Annotated in this window: 16 protein-coding genes; 11 read left to right on the forward strand and 5 right to left on the reverse strand. The window is 60.9% G+C overall.

Going from position 1 to position 20,773, the window contains the following annotated elements; genetic code table 11:
- Positions 1 to 83 precede the first annotated feature (83 nt).
- Positions 84 to 998 carry a tyrosine-type recombinase/integrase gene (locus tag ACYQ1Z_RS13925; RefSeq protein WP_459793123.1) on the forward strand — a complete coding sequence of 305 codons (915 nt, stop codon included), beginning with the start codon at positions 84 to 86 and terminating at the stop codon, positions 996 to 998.
- A 322-nt stretch (positions 999 to 1,320) separates the two neighbouring features.
- Here ACYQ1Z_RS13925 and ACYQ1Z_RS13930 read toward each other — a convergent pair whose 3' ends face one another.
- From ACYQ1Z_RS13930 to ACYQ1Z_RS13950, 5 genes are all read right to left on the reverse strand, one after another.
- A complete protein-coding gene (locus ACYQ1Z_RS13930; RefSeq protein ID WP_459793124.1) occupies positions 1,321 to 2,592 on the reverse strand; it encodes a M20 metallopeptidase family protein in 1,272 nt (423 codons plus the stop codon).
- Positions 2,593 to 2,740: 148 nt separating this feature from the next.
- On the reverse strand, positions 2,741 to 4,234 hold the full coding sequence (locus ACYQ1Z_RS13935) for an aldehyde dehydrogenase family protein (RefSeq protein WP_459793125.1): 1,494 nt from the start codon (positions 4,232 to 4,234) through the stop codon (positions 2,741 to 2,743).
- 174 nt (positions 4,235 to 4,408) lie between these two features.
- The gene (locus ACYQ1Z_RS13940) at positions 4,409 to 5,515 is read right to left on the reverse strand and encodes a Zn-dependent alcohol dehydrogenase (protein ID WP_459793126.1); all 1,107 of its coding nucleotides are present in this window, start codon (positions 5,513 to 5,515) and stop codon (positions 4,409 to 4,411) included.
- A gap of 160 nt (positions 5,516 to 5,675) precedes the next feature.
- Complete coding sequence (locus ACYQ1Z_RS13945; RefSeq protein ID WP_459793127.1) at positions 5,676 to 7,052, reverse strand: aminotransferase family protein; 1,377 nt, start codon at positions 7,050 to 7,052, stop codon at positions 5,676 to 5,678.
- Between the two features lie 150 nt (positions 7,053 to 7,202).
- Entirely contained in the window at positions 7,203 to 8,717 is a 1,515-nt protein-coding gene (locus ACYQ1Z_RS13950) for an APC family permease (protein ID WP_459793128.1), read from the reverse strand.
- A 382-nt stretch (positions 8,718 to 9,099) separates the two neighbouring features.
- Here ACYQ1Z_RS13950 and ACYQ1Z_RS13955 point away from each other — a divergent pair, with 382 nt between their 5' ends.
- From ACYQ1Z_RS13955 to ACYQ1Z_RS14000, 10 genes are all read left to right on the forward strand, one after another.
- Entirely contained in the window at positions 9,100 to 10,473 is a 1,374-nt protein-coding gene (locus ACYQ1Z_RS13955; RefSeq protein ID WP_459793129.1) for an aldehyde dehydrogenase family protein, read from the forward strand.
- Entirely contained in the window at positions 10,463 to 12,169 is a 1,707-nt protein-coding gene (locus ACYQ1Z_RS13960; RefSeq protein WP_459793130.1) for a diflavin oxidoreductase, read from the forward strand. The genes ACYQ1Z_RS13955 and ACYQ1Z_RS13960 overlap by 11 nt, the downstream gene beginning before the upstream one ends.
- A gap of 220 nt (positions 12,170 to 12,389) precedes the next feature.
- Complete coding sequence (locus ACYQ1Z_RS13965; RefSeq protein WP_459793131.1) at positions 12,390 to 13,835, forward strand: glutamine synthetase family protein; 1,446 nt, start codon at positions 12,390 to 12,392, stop codon at positions 13,833 to 13,835.
- Between the two features lie 66 nt (positions 13,836 to 13,901).
- Positions 13,902 to 14,675: an SDR family NAD(P)-dependent oxidoreductase gene (locus ACYQ1Z_RS13970; protein ID WP_459793132.1), complete on the forward strand. Its 774-nt coding sequence runs from the start codon at positions 13,902 to 13,904 to the stop codon at positions 14,673 to 14,675.
- Between the two features lies 1 nt (position 14,676).
- Positions 14,677 to 15,417, forward strand: a complete 741-nt coding sequence (locus ACYQ1Z_RS13975) for a gamma-glutamyl-gamma-aminobutyrate hydrolase family protein (RefSeq protein ID WP_459793133.1) — start codon at positions 14,677 to 14,679, stop codon at positions 15,415 to 15,417.
- On the forward strand, positions 15,414 to 16,607 hold the full coding sequence (locus ACYQ1Z_RS13980) for a cytochrome P450 (protein ID WP_459793134.1): 1,194 nt from the start codon (positions 15,414 to 15,416) through the stop codon (positions 16,605 to 16,607). Before ACYQ1Z_RS13975 ends, ACYQ1Z_RS13980 begins: the two co-directional genes overlap by 4 nt.
- A gap of 5 nt (positions 16,608 to 16,612) precedes the next feature.
- Entirely contained in the window at positions 16,613 to 16,849 is a 237-nt protein-coding gene (locus tag ACYQ1Z_RS13985) for a ferredoxin (protein ID WP_243542971.1), read from the forward strand.
- On the forward strand, positions 16,846 to 18,006 hold the full coding sequence (locus ACYQ1Z_RS13990) for an NAD(P)/FAD-dependent oxidoreductase (protein WP_459793135.1): 1,161 nt from the start codon (positions 16,846 to 16,848) through the stop codon (positions 18,004 to 18,006). The genes ACYQ1Z_RS13985 and ACYQ1Z_RS13990 overlap by 4 nt, the downstream gene beginning before the upstream one ends.
- A 4-nt stretch (positions 18,007 to 18,010) precedes the next feature.
- Positions 18,011 to 19,795, forward strand: coding sequence for a helix-turn-helix domain-containing protein (locus tag ACYQ1Z_RS13995; protein WP_459793136.1), 1,785 nt, complete (start codon positions 18,011 to 18,013; stop codon positions 19,793 to 19,795).
- Between the two features lie 207 nt (positions 19,796 to 20,002).
- The gene (locus tag ACYQ1Z_RS14000) at positions 20,003 to 20,767 is read left to right on the forward strand and encodes a type 1 glutamine amidotransferase (RefSeq protein WP_459793137.1); all 765 of its coding nucleotides are present in this window, start codon (positions 20,003 to 20,005) and stop codon (positions 20,765 to 20,767) included.
- The last annotated feature ends 6 nt before the right edge of the window (positions 20,768 to 20,773 follow it).

Genomic DNA, 20,773 nt, shown 5'->3' on the forward strand with positions numbered 1-20,773 from the left:
CGACTTTTCAGAATTCACAGGACACGCTCAGAAAGCACATCATAATGTCGGTTATGTTGTGGGTGGCGTGAGAGGCTTGGGTAATGGACCTTGCTTATAACACTGCTCCTACCGGAAATGCAGAACGACACGCCAGTATTATTGCCGCCTGGCAATTGGCGCAGAATTCGCGTCACACGCTCGCCGCTTACACTCGAAATCTGAAGGCTTACTGCACCTGGCTCGATGGGCTGGGGCTTGATCTGCTGACCGTCCGCCGGGTGCATGTTGATGGTTTCCGGCACACCCTGGCGGGGGCGCCCTCGACGGTAGCGAGGACTCTTGCCGCGCTATCGAGCTTCTACCGGTACGCGATCGCCGAGGGAGTGGCTGACCGCAATCCGGTAAGCACGGTGAACCGGCCCGCTGTCGATGCTGATCATTCTTCGACGCAGGGGCTGAACCGGGAGCAGGCGAAGGCGCTGCTGGCTGTCGCCATGCGAGACAGCCTGCGCTCCTACGCCCTGGTGAGCCTGCTGATGTTCACCGGCATCCGGATCAGCGAAGCGCTCCAGGCGAGCACTGCCGACTACGGCCACGACGCCGGGCACCGGACACTGAACATCCGGCGCAAGGGAGGCAGGAGCGCCAAAGTCGCGGTGCCGGCGCCGGCGGTGGTGGCGCTGAACAGCTATCTGGGCACCAATGGTGCTGATCTGGTCTTTGGCCAACCACAGAGCCTTCCACTCTTCACGACATCCACGGGCAGGCCCTGGCACCGCTCGGAGGCGTTCAGGACAATTCAGCGCCTGGCACGCACGGCCGGCGTGGAAGGCCAGATCAGCCCGCATAGTTTGCGGCATACGTTCGCCACGATTGCCCTGGACAGCGGTACCTCGCTGCATGCGTTGCAGGACAGCATGGGCCACGCCGATCCCCGGACCACCAGAAGGTACGACCGGGCCCGGAACAACCTACTGAAATCAGCTGGCTACGACGTCGCTAGGGCACTGGCTTAGAGCTGGTTTTCGCTCCCTATATACAGGAGTTTGGCAAGCCGTAGCCGGGCTGATGTCTGCGAGACCACCACAGCAGCGAGGAAGTGTCCGGTTGAGGTCTGTGAGCAGCGTGATCTGCGGCGTCTACCTCGAAATCGGACTCTATCCTGACGGGATTCAGCACGGGAGTCGACGTCAGATTGGGGTGTAGAGCAAATGCACGAGAAATCAGGGCACAAGTTGACGACGATGTCGCCTGTGCGTTGGCAGTGCAAGCAGACCTATGCCTTCTTTGATGCTCGCCGGGCACGTCCCGTACCCTTCCCTGAAGCTGCGCCCGACGCTACCCCATGACCTCGAGCTCCTTGAGCTTTGCAAGCGCCACGCCGGCAAGGAATTGTGCGTGGTCGACCAGGACACCGTCGTCAAACACTGCCCGGGGCGAATGCATGGGAGCCCACTCTGTGGGGTCAATATCCGGAGACCCTGCTCCGAGGTGCCCGTATGCTCCGGGGACCTCCGCAAGGACTCGGGAGAAATCGTCAGAGCCGGTCCTAGGGGACGGACTCTGTACAAACCGCTGCTCTCCAAAGAACGTGCGTGCAATCTTGCCCCAGAGTTCCGCGTCACTGTCGTGATTAACGGTCGCCGGCATTATTGGAGTGAACGTTGCCTCGGCTGTCAGTCGATGAGCTGCCGCAAGTTGCCGGATAAGATCCGGCAACTCCTGTGCGAGTCGCGCTTCCACACTTTGGCTGAAAGACCGGACGCTGGCTCTGAATTCGGCCGATTCAGGTATGACATTAGAGGCGGAACCGCCATGGAATTGACCCACGGACAGTACAACGGGATCAAAAACGTTGAATCGCCGCGTGATGTAGGTCTGTAGCGCGCCCAGCATTTCGGCAGCAACCTGGATGGGATCCAGAGCCTGGAAAGGACGAGAACCGTGCCCACCACGCCCGATAACTTTGACAGTCAGATCTCCAAAGGCAGCCATGTAGGAGCCGGCACGGGTTGTGAACACGCCTGACGGGACGTCCGAAACGACATGCAGGGCGTAGGCCGCATCCGGTCGCCTGCCTGCTGCGCCAAGAACGCCTTCCTCTAGCATAATGCGCGCCCCGTCATGCCCTTCTTCCCCCGGTTGGAACATGAAAATGACGTCACCCGTCAGGCTCTCACGTACGGACGAGAGCAAGCGGGCAGCGCCAACCAGACCGGCTGTATGCAGGTCATGGCCGCAGGCATGCATCGCTCCATTGGTCGAGGCAAAGGATAATCCTGTCTTTTCTGCGACGGGAAGTGCGTCCATGTCACCTCTGAGCAGTACAGCTGGGCGGGCCCCGAGGGGGGCCTCGGTGGCACCACCGCGCAGTACCGCAACCACGGAGGAGGCTGCTTCTCCGAGGGTTACTTCGAGGTCGAGAGCCTTGAGCGCTTCAAGGACCCGGGCCTGGGTGCGGGGCAAGTGCAGGCCAACCTCAGGGTCTGCATGCATTTCCCTGCGGAAATCAACCAGGTCGCTTCCGAAGGATGGGATCGCTGCTGAAGCGCCCTCAAGGGAACTCAGCGATGAAAAACGCCCCGCATCTGTCGTTGAAGTATCTGTCATTAAAGGACTCTCTCGTGTCGACCGTCCCCGACTCGCTCACATTCCTGGAGTCTGGGAAGACCCGCTTCTTGGCTGCGGGTCACGGTTCCGGATTCTTTTGCTGGAAGCCCCGCCGGGGCTGGCTTTTGTTTGCTGTAGTCGGAAGCCTTTAGAGCGGGAGGTCTGCTTTGTCCACGCCAACGACCCGGTCGCCGGTGAAGAAGCGCACACCGTACTGGGGACCGTGGCCTCCAATACCGCTCGTACCCCAGAAGCTTTGGCGGGAATTGCTGGCCAAGTCGCTCATGAAGGTGCCGTTGATGCGGACCTCACCGGCACGAATACGGGAGGCCACTTCCACCGCCCTAGATTCGTTGCCACCGAATACATAGGCATCCAGACCGGTTGCGGGACCGTTTGCGTGGCTAAGGGCCTCCTCCACCGAGTGCACGGCATGTACCGTGACCAGGGGCCCGAATAGCTCCTCCGTTGCAGCCTCGGCGGCGCACCCGACGATCACCCCCGGCACCATGAACCATCCGTCAAGATCAGGAAGGTCGCCGCCCGTGACGAGCTTTCCCCCCAGCCCGAGGAGTCGATTCACGGAGGATTTCAAGCCGTCACGCTGCCGTTCAAACGCCAGGGGACCCACCTGCGTTGCCTCGTCCAAGGCATTTCCGACCCGAAGCTTACTAAGCTCAAGCTTCATAGCTTCGACGAAACGATCATGAATCGATTGGTCAACCAGTATCTTGCCGGGCGCCTCACACCACTGGCCATTGAGACGGGTCATGCCTTGCACGATGGACTGTGCCGCTGAGCTGACATCGGCATCGTCCAGTATGATCACGGGATTGTTGGATCCGAGCTCCATCTGCATGACCGCCAGATTGGACGCCGCAGCCTGCGCGACCGTCCGGCCTGCGGAATCGCCGCCAGTGAACGACAGAGCCTCGATCCTGGGGTCCGACGTCAGCAGTGACCCCGTCTCCGAATTTCCGTGCACCAGCTGAAACGCGGCGCTCGGGTAGTTCAGTTCGGTCATGGCAGACACGATCGCCTCGGCGAAGAGCTGGCAACCGCTGGGGGCGTTTTCGGAGGGTTTAAGGATGACGGGGCACCCAGCCGCCATGGCTGCCGCCACCTTGCCCACCACGGTAAACGTTGGGGCATTCCAGGGACCTACGATGAGGGCCGGGCCGAGGGGCTTGCGCAGGATGACCACAGACCTTTCTTGGTCAAGCGTCTCCGATTCCCCAAGCTGTTCCGCTTCAGCAATAGTTCCACGGACTCTGTCTCCCAGTGCACCAGCAATCAGGCGGGTGGTCCGGATAGGGACTCCAGTATTGATGCTGTCCTGGAGCGCAATTTCTTCGCTCTGGGCATCGAGAGCTGCAGCTACCTTCGTCAGGATCTCAAGACGTTCCCGGAGTTTGATGTCTTCAAGCTTCCCGGACCAGTGCAGTGTCGCCGCTGCCGCGAGGGCGCGCTCAACATCAACTTTGGCGGTCTTGCGCATCGGCTGCCGGGCTTCGCCGGTATTCGGGTTTGTGAGGTAGCGGCCGCTCTCCTCGAGCTGCTGCCAAGTGCCATCAACAAAGGCGCGTTGCTCGACAAGGTCGGGGGCAATATCGGTCAGTTGTGCTAGTCCTTCAGCAGTCATTTTGGCTGGTTCCTCTGGTTTTCGTTTTTGCGGTATTCGCGGTTGATGTCCGGGAGTATCTACAGCGCCACACTGCACAGCTTTCGTTCCGGTCCTCGCGGGGCGCAAGGTCATGAAATGGTTGCCGGACCGGGCTGCCGCCGCGACGATCCACGAGTTGTCCGGGTCAAGGATTTAATCCGGCATGGTCAGCACAACGCGGATGGTCGACGCTTCCGCCATAGCTTCGAATCCCTCATTGATTTGTTCGAAGGGGAGTTGCTTTGTAACCATTGCATCGAGGTCCAGCCGGTTGTTTAGGTAGTGGTCCGTGAACATGTCGACATCACTGAGGAACCGGTTCGCCCCCATATAGGCGCCTTGCAGGTGCCGGTCACCGTAGACAAGAGCATCCGCGGGGATCTTTAGTTCCGACCCCGTGGGCATGAGACCGAGGATGGTGGCGGTTCCGCCCGGGCTCAGGAGCGAAAAGGCAAGTTCCGCTGTCTGGCTGCGGCCCACGGCTTCGATCGCATGGCTAACACCCTGGGGAAGAAGCGACCGGACCTGGCTGAGAGTTTCCGTCGAATCAGTTGACGAGGCAACGGCGTCCGTGGCACCGAATTTGCGGGCGAGTTCCAGCTTCGCCGGCACGGCGTCGATGGCAATGATTCGTCGTGCGCCGGCCAGTCGGGCACCTTGAATGGCCGCTATTCCTACACCGCCGCAACCGATCACGGCAACAGTGTCCTCTGGGCCTAACTTTGCCCCGTGAATGACCGCGCCAACTCCTGTGCTGACGCAGCAACCGAGAAGACACGCAACGTGGGCAGGCAGATCCGAGCCGACAACCGCGACCGATGCCTCTTTCACGAGGAAGGCCTGTGCAAATGCCCCGATACCACCAAGCGACTCAACGCTTGATCCATCAGGTGAGAGGAGCCTGGGCCGGCGCCGCTCGCGCATCGAGTCGACTCGTTCGCACTGGGTCGGCCGGCCGCTGATGCAGCTGCGGCATACCCCACAGGATGGCGTGACCGTTGCGACGACCCGATCACCGATCTTAACTCTCGTGACGGCGGAGCCGACGCGCTCGACAATGCCTGCGACTTCATGCCCGAGGACAGCCGGCAGCGAGATATCCAATGACCCCTTCAGGTAGTGCAGATCGCTATGGCAAAGGCCCACGCGCTCCGTCCGGATGAGGACCTCATGGTCCTCCGGATCATCCAGCAGGAGCTCGCGGATCCGGAGAGGGGTTCCGGGCTTTTCCAGCACGGCGGCAAGAATCGGTGTAGTCATTTGGCTTCCTTGATGGTGAGGCCCTTGCAGACGGTCGCTTCGACCATCTTCAGCCCTGGCTGAGTTTCAACAGTGTGTGGAGGGAACAGCCTTTACGACCACTATGTGCAAGGTGACCAGCCCCGGCCCATGATGACCAGCAGGCTGGCCGGGAAAAAGGTCAGTGTCCGATTCCGACCCGGGATCCGCTCCGGTTCTCCGCCACAGCCGACCACTGCCGAAGGTGACGTTCCATGGCGCGGAGGGCTTCTTCCAGCTTTGTTAGCAGTATCCGGGTCTCTTCTTCGGTGATCACCAAGGGCGGCGACAGTATTGCGGCGTTGTTCAGCGGAGCGATCCCGGCAGGATAGACAATGAGTCCTTGGGCCAGGCATTCCTGCACAAAGGTGGTGGCCGCTTCGAGGGCAGGATCGGGTGCCCGCCTGCTTTCCCGGTCCATCACGAACTCGAAGCCCCACAGCAGGCCGCGGCCCCGGACATCTCCCATACAGGGGTGCCTTGCTGCCAGGGATAGCAGCCCGGCTTCCAGCTGCTTCCCACGCCGCCGTACGTTCGCGAGGACGTCCCTGCGTTCCATAAAGTCCAGAACCGCCAGACATGTGGCTGCCCCCAGTGGGTTCCCTGAAAAGGTGTGCCCGAAAGGAGCGACGCCGCTGCCCTCCCTGAGCGCCGCGACGATATGGCTTCGCAGCAGGACACCGGCAACAGGGTAATAACCGGCACTCAGTCCTTTGCCGATGAGGAGAAGGTCCGGCACGACGTTCTCGTAGGAACTCGCGAACCAGTCTCCCGTCCGCCCGATTCCCGTGATGACCTCATCAATGATCAGCAGCACGTTCAACCGGTCACAGATTTCGCGCAGCCGGGCGAGATAGCCGGCCGGAGGCATCAGCACTCCGCCTGCGGCTCCTACGATTGGTTCGACGATGACTGCTGCGACTGTGTCCGGATCCTCATCCCGAATGGCATCTTCGAAGGCTGTCGCAGCCCGCTGCGCGTACGCTTCTTCGTTTTCGCCCGGCTGCCCGAAGCGATACGCGTAGGCGGGCGGGGCGAAGGAGAGCGCATGCAACAAGGGCCCGTAGTCGGGGCGGCGTGCTGCGTGTCCGGACATGGAGAGGGCCCCCATGGTCATGCCGTGGTAGCTGATGTTCCTGCCGAGGACTTTGACTTTGCCCGGCATGCCTCGGTCCCGCCAGTAGCTGACCGCTGTCCGGATGGCGAACTCGGACGCCTCTGATCCAGAGTTGACGAAGAAGGCCCAGTCAAGGTCGCCGGGGGCGAGGTCGGTGAGACGCCGCGCCAAGGCCTCGGCGGGCAGATTAGTGAACTGGGTCCGGTACGTAAAGGCCACTCGGCGGCACTGCTCTTCCATTGCCTCTGCGACGTCTTCCACCCCGTGACCGATATTCGCAGTCATGGCTCCGCTGCAACCGTCCAGGTACTGCCGGCCGTCTGAGTCATACAAATAAACTCCCCGGCCATGCGCGGCCACGGGGTACTTCCGGTCAATCGTCTGCTTCAACAGAGCGCTCATGGGAATGGAAAACTCCTCAGGCGTGGCGGCGGGATCTTTTTGTGGCGCTGCCGCGATGGCCTGAACGGGCTCACCGCGGCAGAGCCTCCGGTGCGAGCGTCGTCGTCATTGGCGACAACACACGCACCGGAGGCGGGATATGTTCAGCTCCTATTCCGCGGTGGCGGAGTTCGGACTTTCTGCCGGTTCGTGCTCGTGGTCGGCGACGGCCGGCACAAGCGCGGCGTAGGCATCAGGCCGCCTCGAACGCATAAGCAGGGCGGTCACCAAACCTCCGACGAACAGGGCTCCCATCACCGACAGCAGGATGCCTGCAGCGAGGTCACCGCCGACAAGCAGACCGAAGTTCTGCAGGACCAGGAAGACGATCCCACCGAGACCGGTCACCGCAAGCGCCGGGGCGAACAGCGTGGCCCAAAGCTTTCCCCTCGCCTTCCTCCTGAAGAACACCAGCACGGAAAATGACGTAAGAGCCATCAAAACCACCACACCAAGTGTTGCTGAACCCGAGAACCAGGTGTAGGCCTCCGTCACCGGGTCAAGGCCAATGAGCGCCTCGATCCCAAGCAGGGCAATCGCCACAATCGAAACAGTTAGGGAAGCCTTTGACGGAGCGCGGTGGCGGGGATGGACGGTGCCAAGCGTTGCGGGCAGCACACCCTGCGATCCCAAGGTGAACAGGTAGCGGGTGAGTACGTTCTGGAATGTCAGAATGCACGCGAAGAGGCTGCTGATCAGGAAAACCTGAAGAAGCGTGGCAAGGATAGGGGAGACGTACTTGCCAGCCAGACCGACCACGATGCTCGTGGGATCGTCCGTTGCCACTTCGACGATCTGGCTGTCGCCAACGCCCGCCTGCATGGCCCATGCAGTGAAGGTGTAAAAGATGCCGACACCGAGAACAGCGATGTATGTTGCACGGGGAATGGTCCGGTCGGGGTCCCGCGCTTCGTTACGGAATACAGCGGTCGCTTCAAAGCCGATAAATGAGAAGAAGGCGAACATTACGCCCAGTGGGGGTACACCTTCACCCAGGCGCGCGGGCGACAGTGAGTCGGCGCTCAAGCCCTCTGCGCCGCCATGCACCACCACCCCAATATTTACTGTCAACAGAACGGCCGTTTCGATGACCAGGACCACGCCCAGCACCTTGGCGGAGAGCTCCACGTCCCGGTAAGCAAGGGCACCGCAGGTTGCCATCAGCACCAAACTGCACAGCCACCAGGGAAGATCCGGACCACCCAGATCATGGACAGTGGTCTGGGCCGCCGATCCCAGGTACGAACACAGCGCGAGAAACAGCAGCAGGTACGTGCCCAGGGCAAAGGTTGATGCACCCAGCCCCATGCCGCGGCCGAGGCCTGTCTGAATGTACGAGTAGAAGGCCCCCGCGTTCTTCACGTAGGGTGTCATTCGCGTGAAACCCACGGCGAACAGAAACAGGATCGCTGTGGCGATCAGGAAAAACAGCGGGCCGCCGGTACCTTCCGAAGCAGAGACCACCACAGGCCAGCCCGCCACGACAGCTGTCATCGGCGCGGCACCCGCGATGACCATGAATACGATGGATCCGACGCCGAGCCCGCGGCCCAATAGCTTATCCGGGCTCAGGATTCCATTGGGTCCCGCATCCACCGGCTCAAATTCAACATTCTTAGTTGCCAATTCGTCCCTCCCGGACGTTAGAAGCTAGTTACCCGCGATGCTTTCGACAGGGCATGAAACGCACAGCATCACTGAGATCCACTCTCAGGCGTGGCCCCCTTGCCACACCTTCTGTGAACTGCGTTACAGCCTAGAGTGCCGCATGATCCGCCATTGTGTCGGCCCTGCACACTATCTCCACTACAAATGGTCGCAATGCACAGTTCCCCTGCGGAGCCTGACGGTGTGCAGATTGCACATGCCTCTCCTTGATGTGGTGCCCGTCGCACTCGCTCATCTGACCGAGTGCCGGGCATGCTCGGTAATAACGGAGCTTCCCAGACTTCACATAGGAACTAGGAATCTTCCGACGAAGACCACTCTCCTGAAGGAGCACCCGAGTATGAGCAGCACCATTTCCGTTTACAACCCCGCCACAGAGGAACTGATCGGCGAAGTACCCTCGCACGACCTGGCAGAAGTCGACGTCGCCGTCGAACGTGCCCGGAGGGCACAAAGCATCTGGGCGCGGAAGCCTATCGCCGAACGCCGTGATGCCCTCTGGGCCATCGCGGACGCTGTCATCGCCCACAGCGATGAGCTGGCTTTGCTCGAGTCAACCGACGTCGGCAAACCGCTGGCCGCCGCCCGGCAGGAAGTGCTCGGAGTAGCCGAGTGCTTCAAGTACTACGCGGGCATTATCGACAAGATCCTCGGCGATACCATTCCCGTCGACGGTGGCATCAGCATGACCTTCCGCGAGCCGATGGGCGTCGTAGCGGTGATCTCCCCGTGGAACTTCCCTCTGCCGATCGCGTCATGGGGGATCGCCCCTGCCCTCGCCTGCGGCAACGCCGTGATCGTCAAGCCGGCTGCCCTCACCCCGCTGTCCACAGTCCGTCTCGGCCAAATCGTGAACGAACTGGGTGTTGTCGGCGACGCGTTGCAGATCCTCACCGGCTCGGGGGCACGCGTCGGTAACGCCCTTGCAGAACACCCCGGCGTTAACAAGGTCAGTTTCACCGGTTCCACCGAAACCGGCCGGTCGATTATCCAGGCAGCGTCGAAGACGATGAAACGGGTCACCCTGGAACTCGGCGGCAAGTCCGCCAGCATCGTGTACAACGACGTTGACCTTGCCAAGTGCATCCAGGCGGCGCCTATGTCCGTCTTCGACAACACCGGTCAGGACTGCTGCGCCCGCAGCCGTTTTCTCGTGCAGCGGGGAGTCTTCGACGAGTTCGTTGAAGGGTTCATCGAATCGACCCGCGCCCTGAAGATCGGTAACCCGCTCGATGCCACAACAAATCTCGGCCCCCTGGTATCGGCCAGCCACCGCGAATCCGTGTCCAGCTTCCTCGGTGACGGACTGAACGTTGTCACCGCGGGCGAGGCACCGGAGGGTCCCGGCTTCTGGATGGCACCGCGGATCGTCATTGCGCCGGACCCCAAGAGCCGGGTGGCAACTGATGAGATCTTCGGCCCCATCGCCTCCGTCATCCCCTTTGACACCGAGGAAGAAGCCATCGCCCTGGCGAACAGCTCCATCTACGGACTCAGCGGTTCCATCTGGACAAACGATGTAGGCCAGGCACTCAGGACAGCACGGGGCGTGGAGTCCGGAGCTCTGTCCGTCAACTCCAACTCTTCGATCCGGATGCAAACGCCCTTCGGCGGCTTCAAGCAGTCCGGCATCGGGCGCGGACTGGGCCAGGCAGCCATCGAGGCCTACACCGAACTCAAAACCGTCTTTGTAAGGACTGATCGTGACAACTGAGACAGGGGAACTGGTCCGCACCGACCAGGGCATCTCTTCCGAAGTTTCGGGTGCAACAGACAGTGCTGTGCAGACCCTCAGCGTGCTTTACGGCAGCCAGACCGGGAACGCAGAATTCCTGGCATCCAAGATCGTGGACAAGGCAAACGGCCAGGGCTATGCAGCCGAACTGATGAGCCTCGACATGCTCACCCCTGAAGAAGCAGCACGCAAGGACCGGCTGCTGATCGTTACAGCCACACACGACAACGGCCACATGCCGGACAACGCGCAACCGTTTTGGGACCAGCTTCAAAGCGTCGGCCCAGACCTCTTTGAGGATGTTCCCTTCGCGGTCCTTGCCATTGGCGACTCGATGTACGAAGACTTCTGCAAGGCCGGTATCGACCTTGACACACGTCTTGGTGAACTCGGCGGCAAGCGGATCCTTGACCGCCTTGACTGCGATGTCGACTATGACCTGACGTCGGGCAAGTGGGTCAAGGGCATGCTTGAGACCTTCAAGACAATTGTTCCCAGGAAGCCAGGCAAAACCCCGGAAGGCTCCTCCGCCCCGGAGACAAGGCCCGCTGAGCAGCCGAAAACCACCCGCAGGGAACCTGATACGGCCACTGTGGTTGAGGCCCGCCTCCTGAGCGCTCCGGAGTCCGAAAAAGAGGTCTGGCACTATGAGCTGGAGGTTAGCGGCGACAGCCGCAACTACCGGCCGGGTGACTCACTCGCCGTAATCCCGGCCAACTCCGGCGAGCTCGTCGATGACCTCCTCGCATTCCTGGGCCTCGAGGGAAGCGAGGTGTTCGGTGACGACGGCAAGACGGTACGCGAGTCCCTTCAAAACGACTATGAGCTTCGGCTGCCCCATCTGGGCATCGTGGCCTGGCTGGTTGAAGACCTCGCGCCCGATCATCCCGTGCGGAACCTCGTCGAGTCCGGTGATCGCCTGGCGTTGGAGAATTGGCTGTGGGGACGGGACATGCTGGACGTCCTGCAGGAAACGAGATCAACAGATGTTGATCCGCACGAGTTCATCTCAATGCTGCGGCCTTTGCAGCACCGGTCTTACTCCATCGCATCAAGTCCCCTTGCTGACGGTGACCGTGTCCACTTGACGGTCTCTTCCGTACGGTACGAGGCTGCCGGTCGCCGGCATTCGGGCGCGTGCAGCGGTTTCCTCCAGTCCGCCGCGGAGACCAAGACGGCCATGAAAGTGTTCCCACTGCCGGCTCACGAGTTCCACCTGCCCGACGACAGCTCAGCTGATGTGATCATGATCGGCCCGGGCGTCGGAATTGCCCCGTTCCGAGGCTTCCTTCGTGAGCGTGAAGTCTCACAGGCCCGGGGACGAAACTGGCTGCTCTTCGGGGACCGCCATGAGAAGCCGTCCTGGCTCTATCAGGATGAAATGGAAGAACTGCAGACCAATGGAGTGCTGGACCGCCTCAGCTTGGCCTTCTCCCGGGATCAACAGGGCAAGGTCTACGTCCAGGACCGGATCCGCGAAGAAGGTAAAGACGTCTTTGCCTGGCTGTCGGGCGGAGCTTCGGTCTACGTGTGCGGTGGCAAACAGATAGCACCTGACATCGACGAAGCCCTGTTGGCGGTGCTCATCAGCCACGGTGCAATGACGTCCGAAAGAGCGCACGACTACTTGCAGTCCATGAAAAGCCAAGGACGTTACGTCAAGGACGTCTACTAAGCTGCCCGCCCTGCCCGGTTCCGTGGATTTTCGCGTCCCTGGAACCGGGCAGGAACACAGCAAAGCCTTGGCCTAAGTGCGGGAACGCGGTCTCGAATGTGACCCGGCTTACCTGATGCATGTAACTGGCAACCATGATGTGCACCTTGCACATACGCCCGCGAGGCCCCGCATTTAGTGTCTTTAGTAACCGATATCAATGAGGATAAAGAGGTACACAGTGAATCCCATCACACAGGTCCCGGAGGACCTCCAAGAACTCGAGGCAATCGACATGCAGGATAAAACCGCCGCAGCGTCAGCCCACGACGAACTGCAGAAGTTCGTCTCCGAAAACGACATCAAAACCTTCAAAGTGGGCGTCGTGGACCTGGACGGTGTGTGGCGCGGTAAGCGCATCCCCGCCCGGTATTTCCTGGAAAGTGTCGCTGAGCGCGGCACAAACATCTGCAACATCATTTTCGGCTGGGACATCCAGGATGAGATCATTTCTGATCTCAGCTACACGGGGTGGGACTCGGGCTACCCTGACGTGACCCTGCTGCCGGATCTCAACACACTGAAGGTCGTTCCGGGGGAACCTGGGGTCGCGTCCGTCATTTGCGATACCTACGAAATGTCAGGCGAGCCGGCGGCGATCTGTCCCCGGAGTATTCTCAAGCGGGTCGTGAAGAAGGCCGAAGACCTCGGTTACTCGCCGGTCTGCGCCTACGAGTTCGAGTTTTACCTGTTCAAGGGGACTCCAACCGAGCTGGCTGCCAACGGCTGGCGCGACCTGACCCCGATCACGGCAGGCAGCCACACCTACAGCCTCGTCAGGGACACAGGCACCGAGTTCCTCATCGGCGAGATCCGCCGCCGCCTGTCAGAGCAGGGAATTTTCATCGAGGCCAGCAACAGTGAAAACGGTCCGGGCCAGTTCGAGATGAACATCCATTACTCGGATGCTCTCGCAGCCGCGGACAACGCCCTCCGGCTTAAGGCCACCGTCAAGGAGGTCGCAGCCGAAGCCGGCTATACGGCATCGTTCATGGCCAAGATCAACCCCGACTGGGCCGGCTCCTCCGGGCACATGCACCAGAGTCTCTGGGATCCGGAATCCGGCAAGTCAGCCTTCGCCAATGCCGAGGATCCCGATGAGCTGAGCGCCATCGGGTACAACTACCTGGCGGGCGTCGTCGAGACGGCGCCGGAGCTCACCGCCCTCTACCTTCCCACCATCAATTCCTATAAGCGGACCGAAGGCGGGCAATGGGCCGGATCCAGCGCCACCTGGGGCCTGGACAACCGTACCGTGGCCATCAGGTCCATCCCGTCAACGGGCAGTGCTGCGCGCATCGAAAACCGGGTACCTGGCGCTGACGCCAATCCTTACCTGGTCATCGCCGCCAGCATCGCCGCCGGCCTGCACGGCGTGGACACAAAGATGACCGCTCCCAAGCGGGTGGTAGGCAACGCTTACGCCCTGGAGGAGGGACACCAGGTAAAGGAGCTCCCCGCAACACTCGGCCAGGCCATCGAACAGTTCGAGAAGAGCGAGGTCGCCAAGGAGTACTTCGGTGAAACCTTCGTCACGCACTACGTCCAGACGAGGCGCTGGGAGCTCCGCAAGCTTCAGACCAGTGTCACCGACTTCGAAATCGCACGTTACCTGGAACGGATCTAGCGCCCAGTTCAGCGCTGAGAAGCGTTCAATCCACCGTTTTCCTTACCAAGAAAGAAGAAACACCCAATGACTACTCACCCCGGAAAGATCGCTGCAGTCACCGGAGCCGCATCCGGAAACGGCCTTGCCATCGCAGAAAAGCTGCTCAAGGAGGGCGCCACCGTCGTAGCCCTCGACCGTGACGAAGCCGCGCTCGAGCGCCTGGTTGGCCAGCACCCGGAAATGGTTCCTGTTGTTATGGACGTCGCCGACGAAGCCTCGGTCCGCAGCGGCATGGCCGAGATCGACGCCAAGTTCGGCCGGCTCGACACCCTCGTCAACAACGCAGGCATCGTCAAGGGCAGCAACTTCGATGACCTCGGCGTTGCCGAATGGGACCAGGTCTTCGCGGTGAACTCCACAGGCCCGTTCCTGGTCAGCCAGGCTGCACGTCCGCTGCTGGAGAAGGGCGCCGCCGCCCGAGGCGAAGATTCAACCAGCGCCATCGTCAACATCACCTCAGTTGAGGCCCACATCGTCATCGCCAGCAGCGGGCACCCCCAGGTGCACTACAACGCTTCCAAGGGTGCACTCCTGATGTTCACGAAGGCTTTGGCCATCGAAACTGCGGCTTCCAAGATCCGCGTCAATGCTGTTGCCCCAGGCTTCATCGAGACCCCGTTCACCAAGTCCGTGCTGGAGAATCAGGAGGCCGTAAAGTTCCTCCTCGACCGTACGCCGCTCGGACGTATCGGCCGCCCGTCCGACGTTGCCAACGCCGTCGCGTTCCTGGCCAGCGACGAGGCCAGCTGGGTGACCGGTACCACCATCCACGTCGACGGTGGTTGGCTGGTTTACTGACATGCGGGCGCCCCTTATTGCCATTTCAGCGGCTCGGCAAACCGTCGATACCGCCTTTGGCCCGATGCCTTCAACGGTCCAGAACATGGCCTACGCCAACGGCGTCCTTGCCGCGGGCGGCCGTCCTGCCATTCTTCCGTCCACGGCAACAATCCCCGATGCGCTGCTTGAAGGGTTCGACGGGCTTATCCTCACCGGCGGCGGCGACATCAGCCCCCGGCTGTATGGCGAGGACCCGATCGACACGGTCTATGACGTGTGCGATATCCGGGACGATTTCGAGATCGAGCTTTACAACGAAGCCATGCTCCGTGGCATACCCGTCCTGGCAACCTGCCGGGGAATGCAGCTGATCAACGTCATTCGCGGCGGCACCCTGGTGCAGGAAGTAAGCCCGGACCGAGGCCACTGGCAGGACAACCCTTCACACCAACCATGGCACAGGGTGCAGCTGGAACCGGGTTCCGAGCTTGCCCGGATCGCCAAAGGCCTGAGCATCCCGGTGAACAGCTACCACCACCAGGGCCTGGGAAGGCTCGGAAAGGGCCTTCGCATTGTGGGACGGGAAGGCGACGTCATCGAGGCAATCGAAGCCGATGATGCCAGCCTGATCGGGGTGCAGTGGCATCCCGAACACATGGTCGATTATGACGAAGCCCAGAAGGCTCTCTTCGTGGATCTCGTGGAGAAGGCCGCGGCGCACACACAGTCAGAGCAACTACTTCAGGAGCAATTCTCATGAGCACAGAAACCGAGCGCGGGCTCAGCCACAACAAGTCAGACTTTGACTTCCATGGACGGGCACTCGACAACATTTTCGACGACTACCAGGACATGCTCGCCAACGGTCCCGTCGGTCACAGCGACAAGTACGGGGGCTTTTGGTACATCACCAAGAGCGAAGACATCTTCAATGCAGAGCAGGATCCTGACACTTTCGCTGTCGGTCCCTCCATGCTCCTTCCTGCCTTCGGCACCGACGTCCCCCTGATTCCGATCGACATCGATCCGCCGACCCACGCTGATTTCCGCAAGATCCTGCTGCCGATGTTCACTCCCATGAATGTTTCAAAGCTTGGCCCGGGAATGCGGGAGACCGCCAGGCAGCTGTGCCAGGAGGTCCTTGAGGCAGGCGACGTCGTGGACGTTTCGGCCAAGCTCGCCCGTCCGATGCCGACAATCATCTTCAGCCGCCTGGCCGGATATCCGGAGCAGGACTGGCCGATTTTCGACCGGTGGATCGATGAGATCATCTATGAGCGCACGGCCCATCCGGAAACGGCGTACGCGGCCGGACGCGAGCTCAACGACTACTTCGACCGCCTTCTCGACGAACGGGAAAAGGCCGGACCGGAAGCAGAGGCCAGCAATGATCTGATCACTCAGCTTCTAAAGGCGGAGGTGAAGGGACGGAAGCTCACGCGTGAAGAGCTCCTGTCGTACTGCTACCTGCTCTTCCTGGCCGGGCTGGACACGACCGCCTGGGCGATTCGTTCCGCCCTTTGGTACCTTGCGGGCAACCAGCAGGCCCAGCAGCAGTTGCGTGAAGACCCGGACCTGATTCCCACGGCTGCAGAGGAGTTTCTGCGGACGCTTTCTCCGGTTCAGGCCATGGCCCGCACGGCAAAAGCAGACACAGTTGTCCGTGGCCAGGAGATCAAGGCCGGCGAACGCGTTGTGCTTGTCTTCGGTGCGGGCAACCGTGACCCTGAGGTCTACGAAGAACCGAATGAAATCAAGATTGACCGTGAAGACAACCGCCATCTGGCCTTCGGCGGAGGTATCCACCGGTGCCTTGGATCGAACCTTGGCCGCGCCGAGATGGTTATTGCCATGGAGGAATTCCTGAAGGCTGTCCCTCACTTTGAACGGGCGAATGACAACGAGCCGTGGCACGGTGTCGGCCCGCTTACCCTCAAGATTGGAGCTTGATCACTATGGGAGAACTTTGGGTCGACGGAGGTCGTTGCCAGGGCCACGCCCGGTGCTGGGCGCTGGCACCCGAAACATTTGAGATCGACGAGGAAGGCTACGCCCACGTCATTCCTGGCCGCGAAAACAGCGGCGACGAACCGAACGTGCGCAAAGCCATCCGGAATTGCCCTGAACGGGCAATCCTTGAACGGGAATCGACCGAGGCCGGCGAGAAAGCCTCAGAGGTTTCGGCGTCGTGACACACCTGCCAGACCGGGTCGCGATCATTGGCGCTTCGGTTGCATCGGCGAGGCTGATTGAACGCAGCCGTGAGCTCGGCTTCGCAGGCGAATTTATCGTCATGGATTCAGACCCGAACGCGCCTTACGACCGGCCTCCGCTGTCCAAGCAGTTTCTTCTGGGCACTGGTTCCGTTGAACCGGCCGAGTGGTGGCCGGAGGCTACGCCGATCCTCAACGCAAAGGCGATCGGGCTGCTCCCTGACAAGCGGACTGTGCTGCTGGACAGGCTGGGAGAAGTTGCGGCTGATGCGGTCGTCATCGCAACCGGAGCCGGTTCCATCAGGCTGCCGAATGAGCCCGCAGGCGTTCTCAGCCTTAGAACCGCCGAGGACGCCCTGGCCCTGCGCAACGCCGTGGATGCAGGAGCCGCCAGTGCGATCATCATTGGCGCCGGAACCATTGGTGCGGAACTCGCATCTACACTGGCCCAGCGTGGGCTTGCCGTCACCGTGGTGGATCTGGCTCCGCAGCCAATGCAGCGCTTTTTTTCAGGACATCTGGGGGAAGAAGCAAAGGCATGGATGCACCAGGCAGGCGTTGTAACCCACTTTGGGGTGGCTGTGGAGTCCATTGAGAAAACGGATGCCGAATGGACACTCCAGGTCAGTGGCCTGGACCTGCACGCCGACCTTGTTATCAGCGCTGTCGGCGCCCGGCCCAATACCGAATGGCTGACCTACAGCGACCTCGACATTTCCAACGGAGTCCGTTGCACTGCCGACGGGAAGGCACTGCTAACCAGCGGTGAAATCGCTAACGGGATCTTCGCTATCGGAGACGTTTCGGCACGGCAGGCCGAGGACGGAACGTTTCGGCGGTTCGAGAGTTGGACCCAGGCCCAACGGCACGGTGCAGCCCTGGCTGAATACTTCGCCGGCTTCGAATCCACGGAACTGGAACAGGCTCCGTACGGATGGACGGAACAGTTCGGTCGAAAGGTCCAGGTACACGGCATGCTTCCGCCGGCAGGCGAACTTGTGCAGGTCTACGCTGCCGAGGAACGCAACGCCGCCTTGTACCGGATCGGATCCGCGGAGGAGGAGGCGGCCTGGATCGGCGTCAACGCGCCAAGGCAGTTCAGCCGGGCCTCCATGGGCATGAGCCTCCTAAGCTGACAAGATGAATACCCCTGCTGAGCCCGCGGCCCCGCAACCGAATGAGGTCATGCCGGCTGACTATCGCCAGAAACTCCAAATAGCAGAGCTCCGGGCAGATACCCTGTCCGAGCTCACGCAGCTAATGATGGAAGGACCCGATCCGCTCGCGCTTGCCCAACGGGCGGTGGACCTGGTTGCCAGGGCAACAAACTCAGCAGGGGTTTTCGTCTACCTGTGGGATGAACAGGAACAAGTTCTTGTTATGCGTGCAGGTACCGCTGGAGTGCAGAGCCAGCAAGTTGGAAGGGTCACCCTTCGCCTCGGCGAGGGGGTAACCGGCTGGGTGGGGCTTACCCGGCAGTCAGTTGTCCTTAACAAAAACATTCAGCAGGATCCGCGGTTCGTCAGCATCAGCGAACTCCAGGAAGAAGATTTCAACTCGATGCTGGTAGTCCCGATCGTCGCTGCGACCGGGACGCTCCTGGGTGTATTCAGCCTCTGGTCGTATGCCGAGGAAACCTTCACCTGGGAGTCAAAGCTGATTGCTGACGAGGTGGGCATGCTGCTTGCCAGCGGCCTGCTGCAGGCCGAGACTGTCGATGATTTGCGGCGTCAGTCTGCAGCAGCGCATTTCCTTGTAGATTTCCCGATCAACTCCGCCACTTCCGTTCTGCAATGCGCTCAAGTGGCCGCCCAGTCGATCCTCAAGCACATGAGCTCCGACGGTTGTGTCATCGAATATTTCGGCCGTGGTCCAGCCACATCCCCGCCCACTGCCATCGCAATGGACAAGGGCGAGCGAAGCGGAACAGTGGTCCGAACTACTCACTCACGGACAGCAACCTCCGAATTTATCGAATCCAACTTCGCCGGGCATGAGCGGATATCTGTTTCCTTTGGCCTGACGAGCACCCGCGGCATCGTCACCTGCTACCGTCCACGCCGCTATTCCGCCAGGGAACTTGACCGGCTCAGCGCCATCTGCTCGCAACTGGCCGCCCTGTTTGAAGCAGTAGAACTGGAATCGGTAGGTTCCTCCCATGCTTCACGCCTGCTCCGAAGCGTCGGCACGAGCACATTCGCCCGCATTCTCGAGGAGTCAGGCTGGTCAAAAGGCCGCACATTGCCTGTCCTGGTACGGGTGAAACGGCTGAAATTCGACTCGGATGCGGTATCCAGGCGCATCGCCCCCTACCTGCAGGAACTGGCCGGTCCACGGTCCCTCGTCTTCACGGAGGGACCCCTTAGCCTGCTCTTTATCGATGCCCCCTCCGGTACCGGAGAGGAGATCAAAGCGAAGCTGGAGACAACTCTTTCTGAGCTCGACGAACACCGCGGCGTCTCAGCCTTCGCTGGCCTCGGTCCGGTGGCCCGTGACGTCGCTTCCCTGCAACCTGCACTTTCCGACGCCGAGACCGCACTGGCATGGACAGAACTGGTTGCCAGGACGTCCGGGAGACGGGTCACCTCTTTCAGTGAAATAGAACATCTGCAGGACATGCCGCTCGTAGGGGAAGGGATGTCTGCGGAGATCAAGGACGTGCTCGCTGAACTAAGGTCCCTTATGCGCTACGACGCAGAAAATGGAACCCAGTTGGCCGAAACAGTTGCCATGCTGCTATCCAACAAGGGATCCATTGCTGACACGGTTTCCAAGTTGCACATCCACCGCAACACGCTCCGGCAACGCCTCCAGCGCGTGGAGCAGCTTATCGGTCATTCCTTCGAAGAAGCCGGTGACTGGCTCCCCACGGGCATTGCCGCACGATTGGCGGTGCGGGAAGGCCAGCGCGCGGTTCTTCAGTGACGGCAACGGCCGCCCAAACTAAGTTCCTGTTCAAGGACCGTCACCTGGTGTGAATAGAGTCGACCCCAGCCATCCGAAGCGCCAAAGCCTCGGCTCTGCAAGCACACACATTCGGATCTCAATGTGCAAATGGCACTGCGGCCGCGGCGATGCTGTTCGCTACCTTGAAGTATTGGAAACTCAGATCGCCCGATAAGGAATTCGAGCATGACCTACCAGCCAGATCTTTCCCGAGGCGCCGGCACTTTGCAGGCTCTCGTCATACAGCCGGATCCCTATTGCCCGATCGACCGTCTCGGGCTATGGCTGCACGACGAGGGTATAACCACCCGAATTGTCCAACCCTTTAATGACGACGTGATCCCGGAAATACTTCAGGAGGACGCCCTGGTGGTCCTGGGCGGTGACATGAGTTCGCTGGACGACCATGTCTATCACTGGCTTGCCCACATCCGCAGCCTTATGGCAGCTGCTGCCGGTCACAGGAAGCCCACACTTGGGATTTGCCTCGGAGCTCAGCTGATGGCACAGACTTTCGGCGGAACGGTGACCAGAGGCGACCAGGGCCTCGAAGCGGGAGTCGTAGAGGTAGCATTACGGGCCGAGGCCGCCGAGGATCCCCTGATGGCAGGGTTACCGGGCCCTTTCCACGCCGGGGCCATGCATGGGGACATGATCGATCACCTGCCACCTTCGGCGGTCTGGCTCGGAATGACCGCCCAGTATCCGCATCAGGCTTTCCGGGTAGGCGAGATGTCGTGGGGAGTTCAGTTTCACCCTGAGCTGTCGCCGACGGTCTACCGTCAGTGGCTGTCCCTGGTCGACGAGAATGACGCCGTTGCCATGGAGCGGGCAGGGCGCGGAATGCAGGCGTTCGAGACTCAAGACCAGATTGTGAGGGAGCATACTGAGGCAATGGCACGACGCTTCGCCCACCTGGTCCGAGCGACCGCCACAGTGGCTTCCCAGTAGACCAAG

It is taken from the genome of Arthrobacter sp. AD-310 (assembly GCF_054656615.1).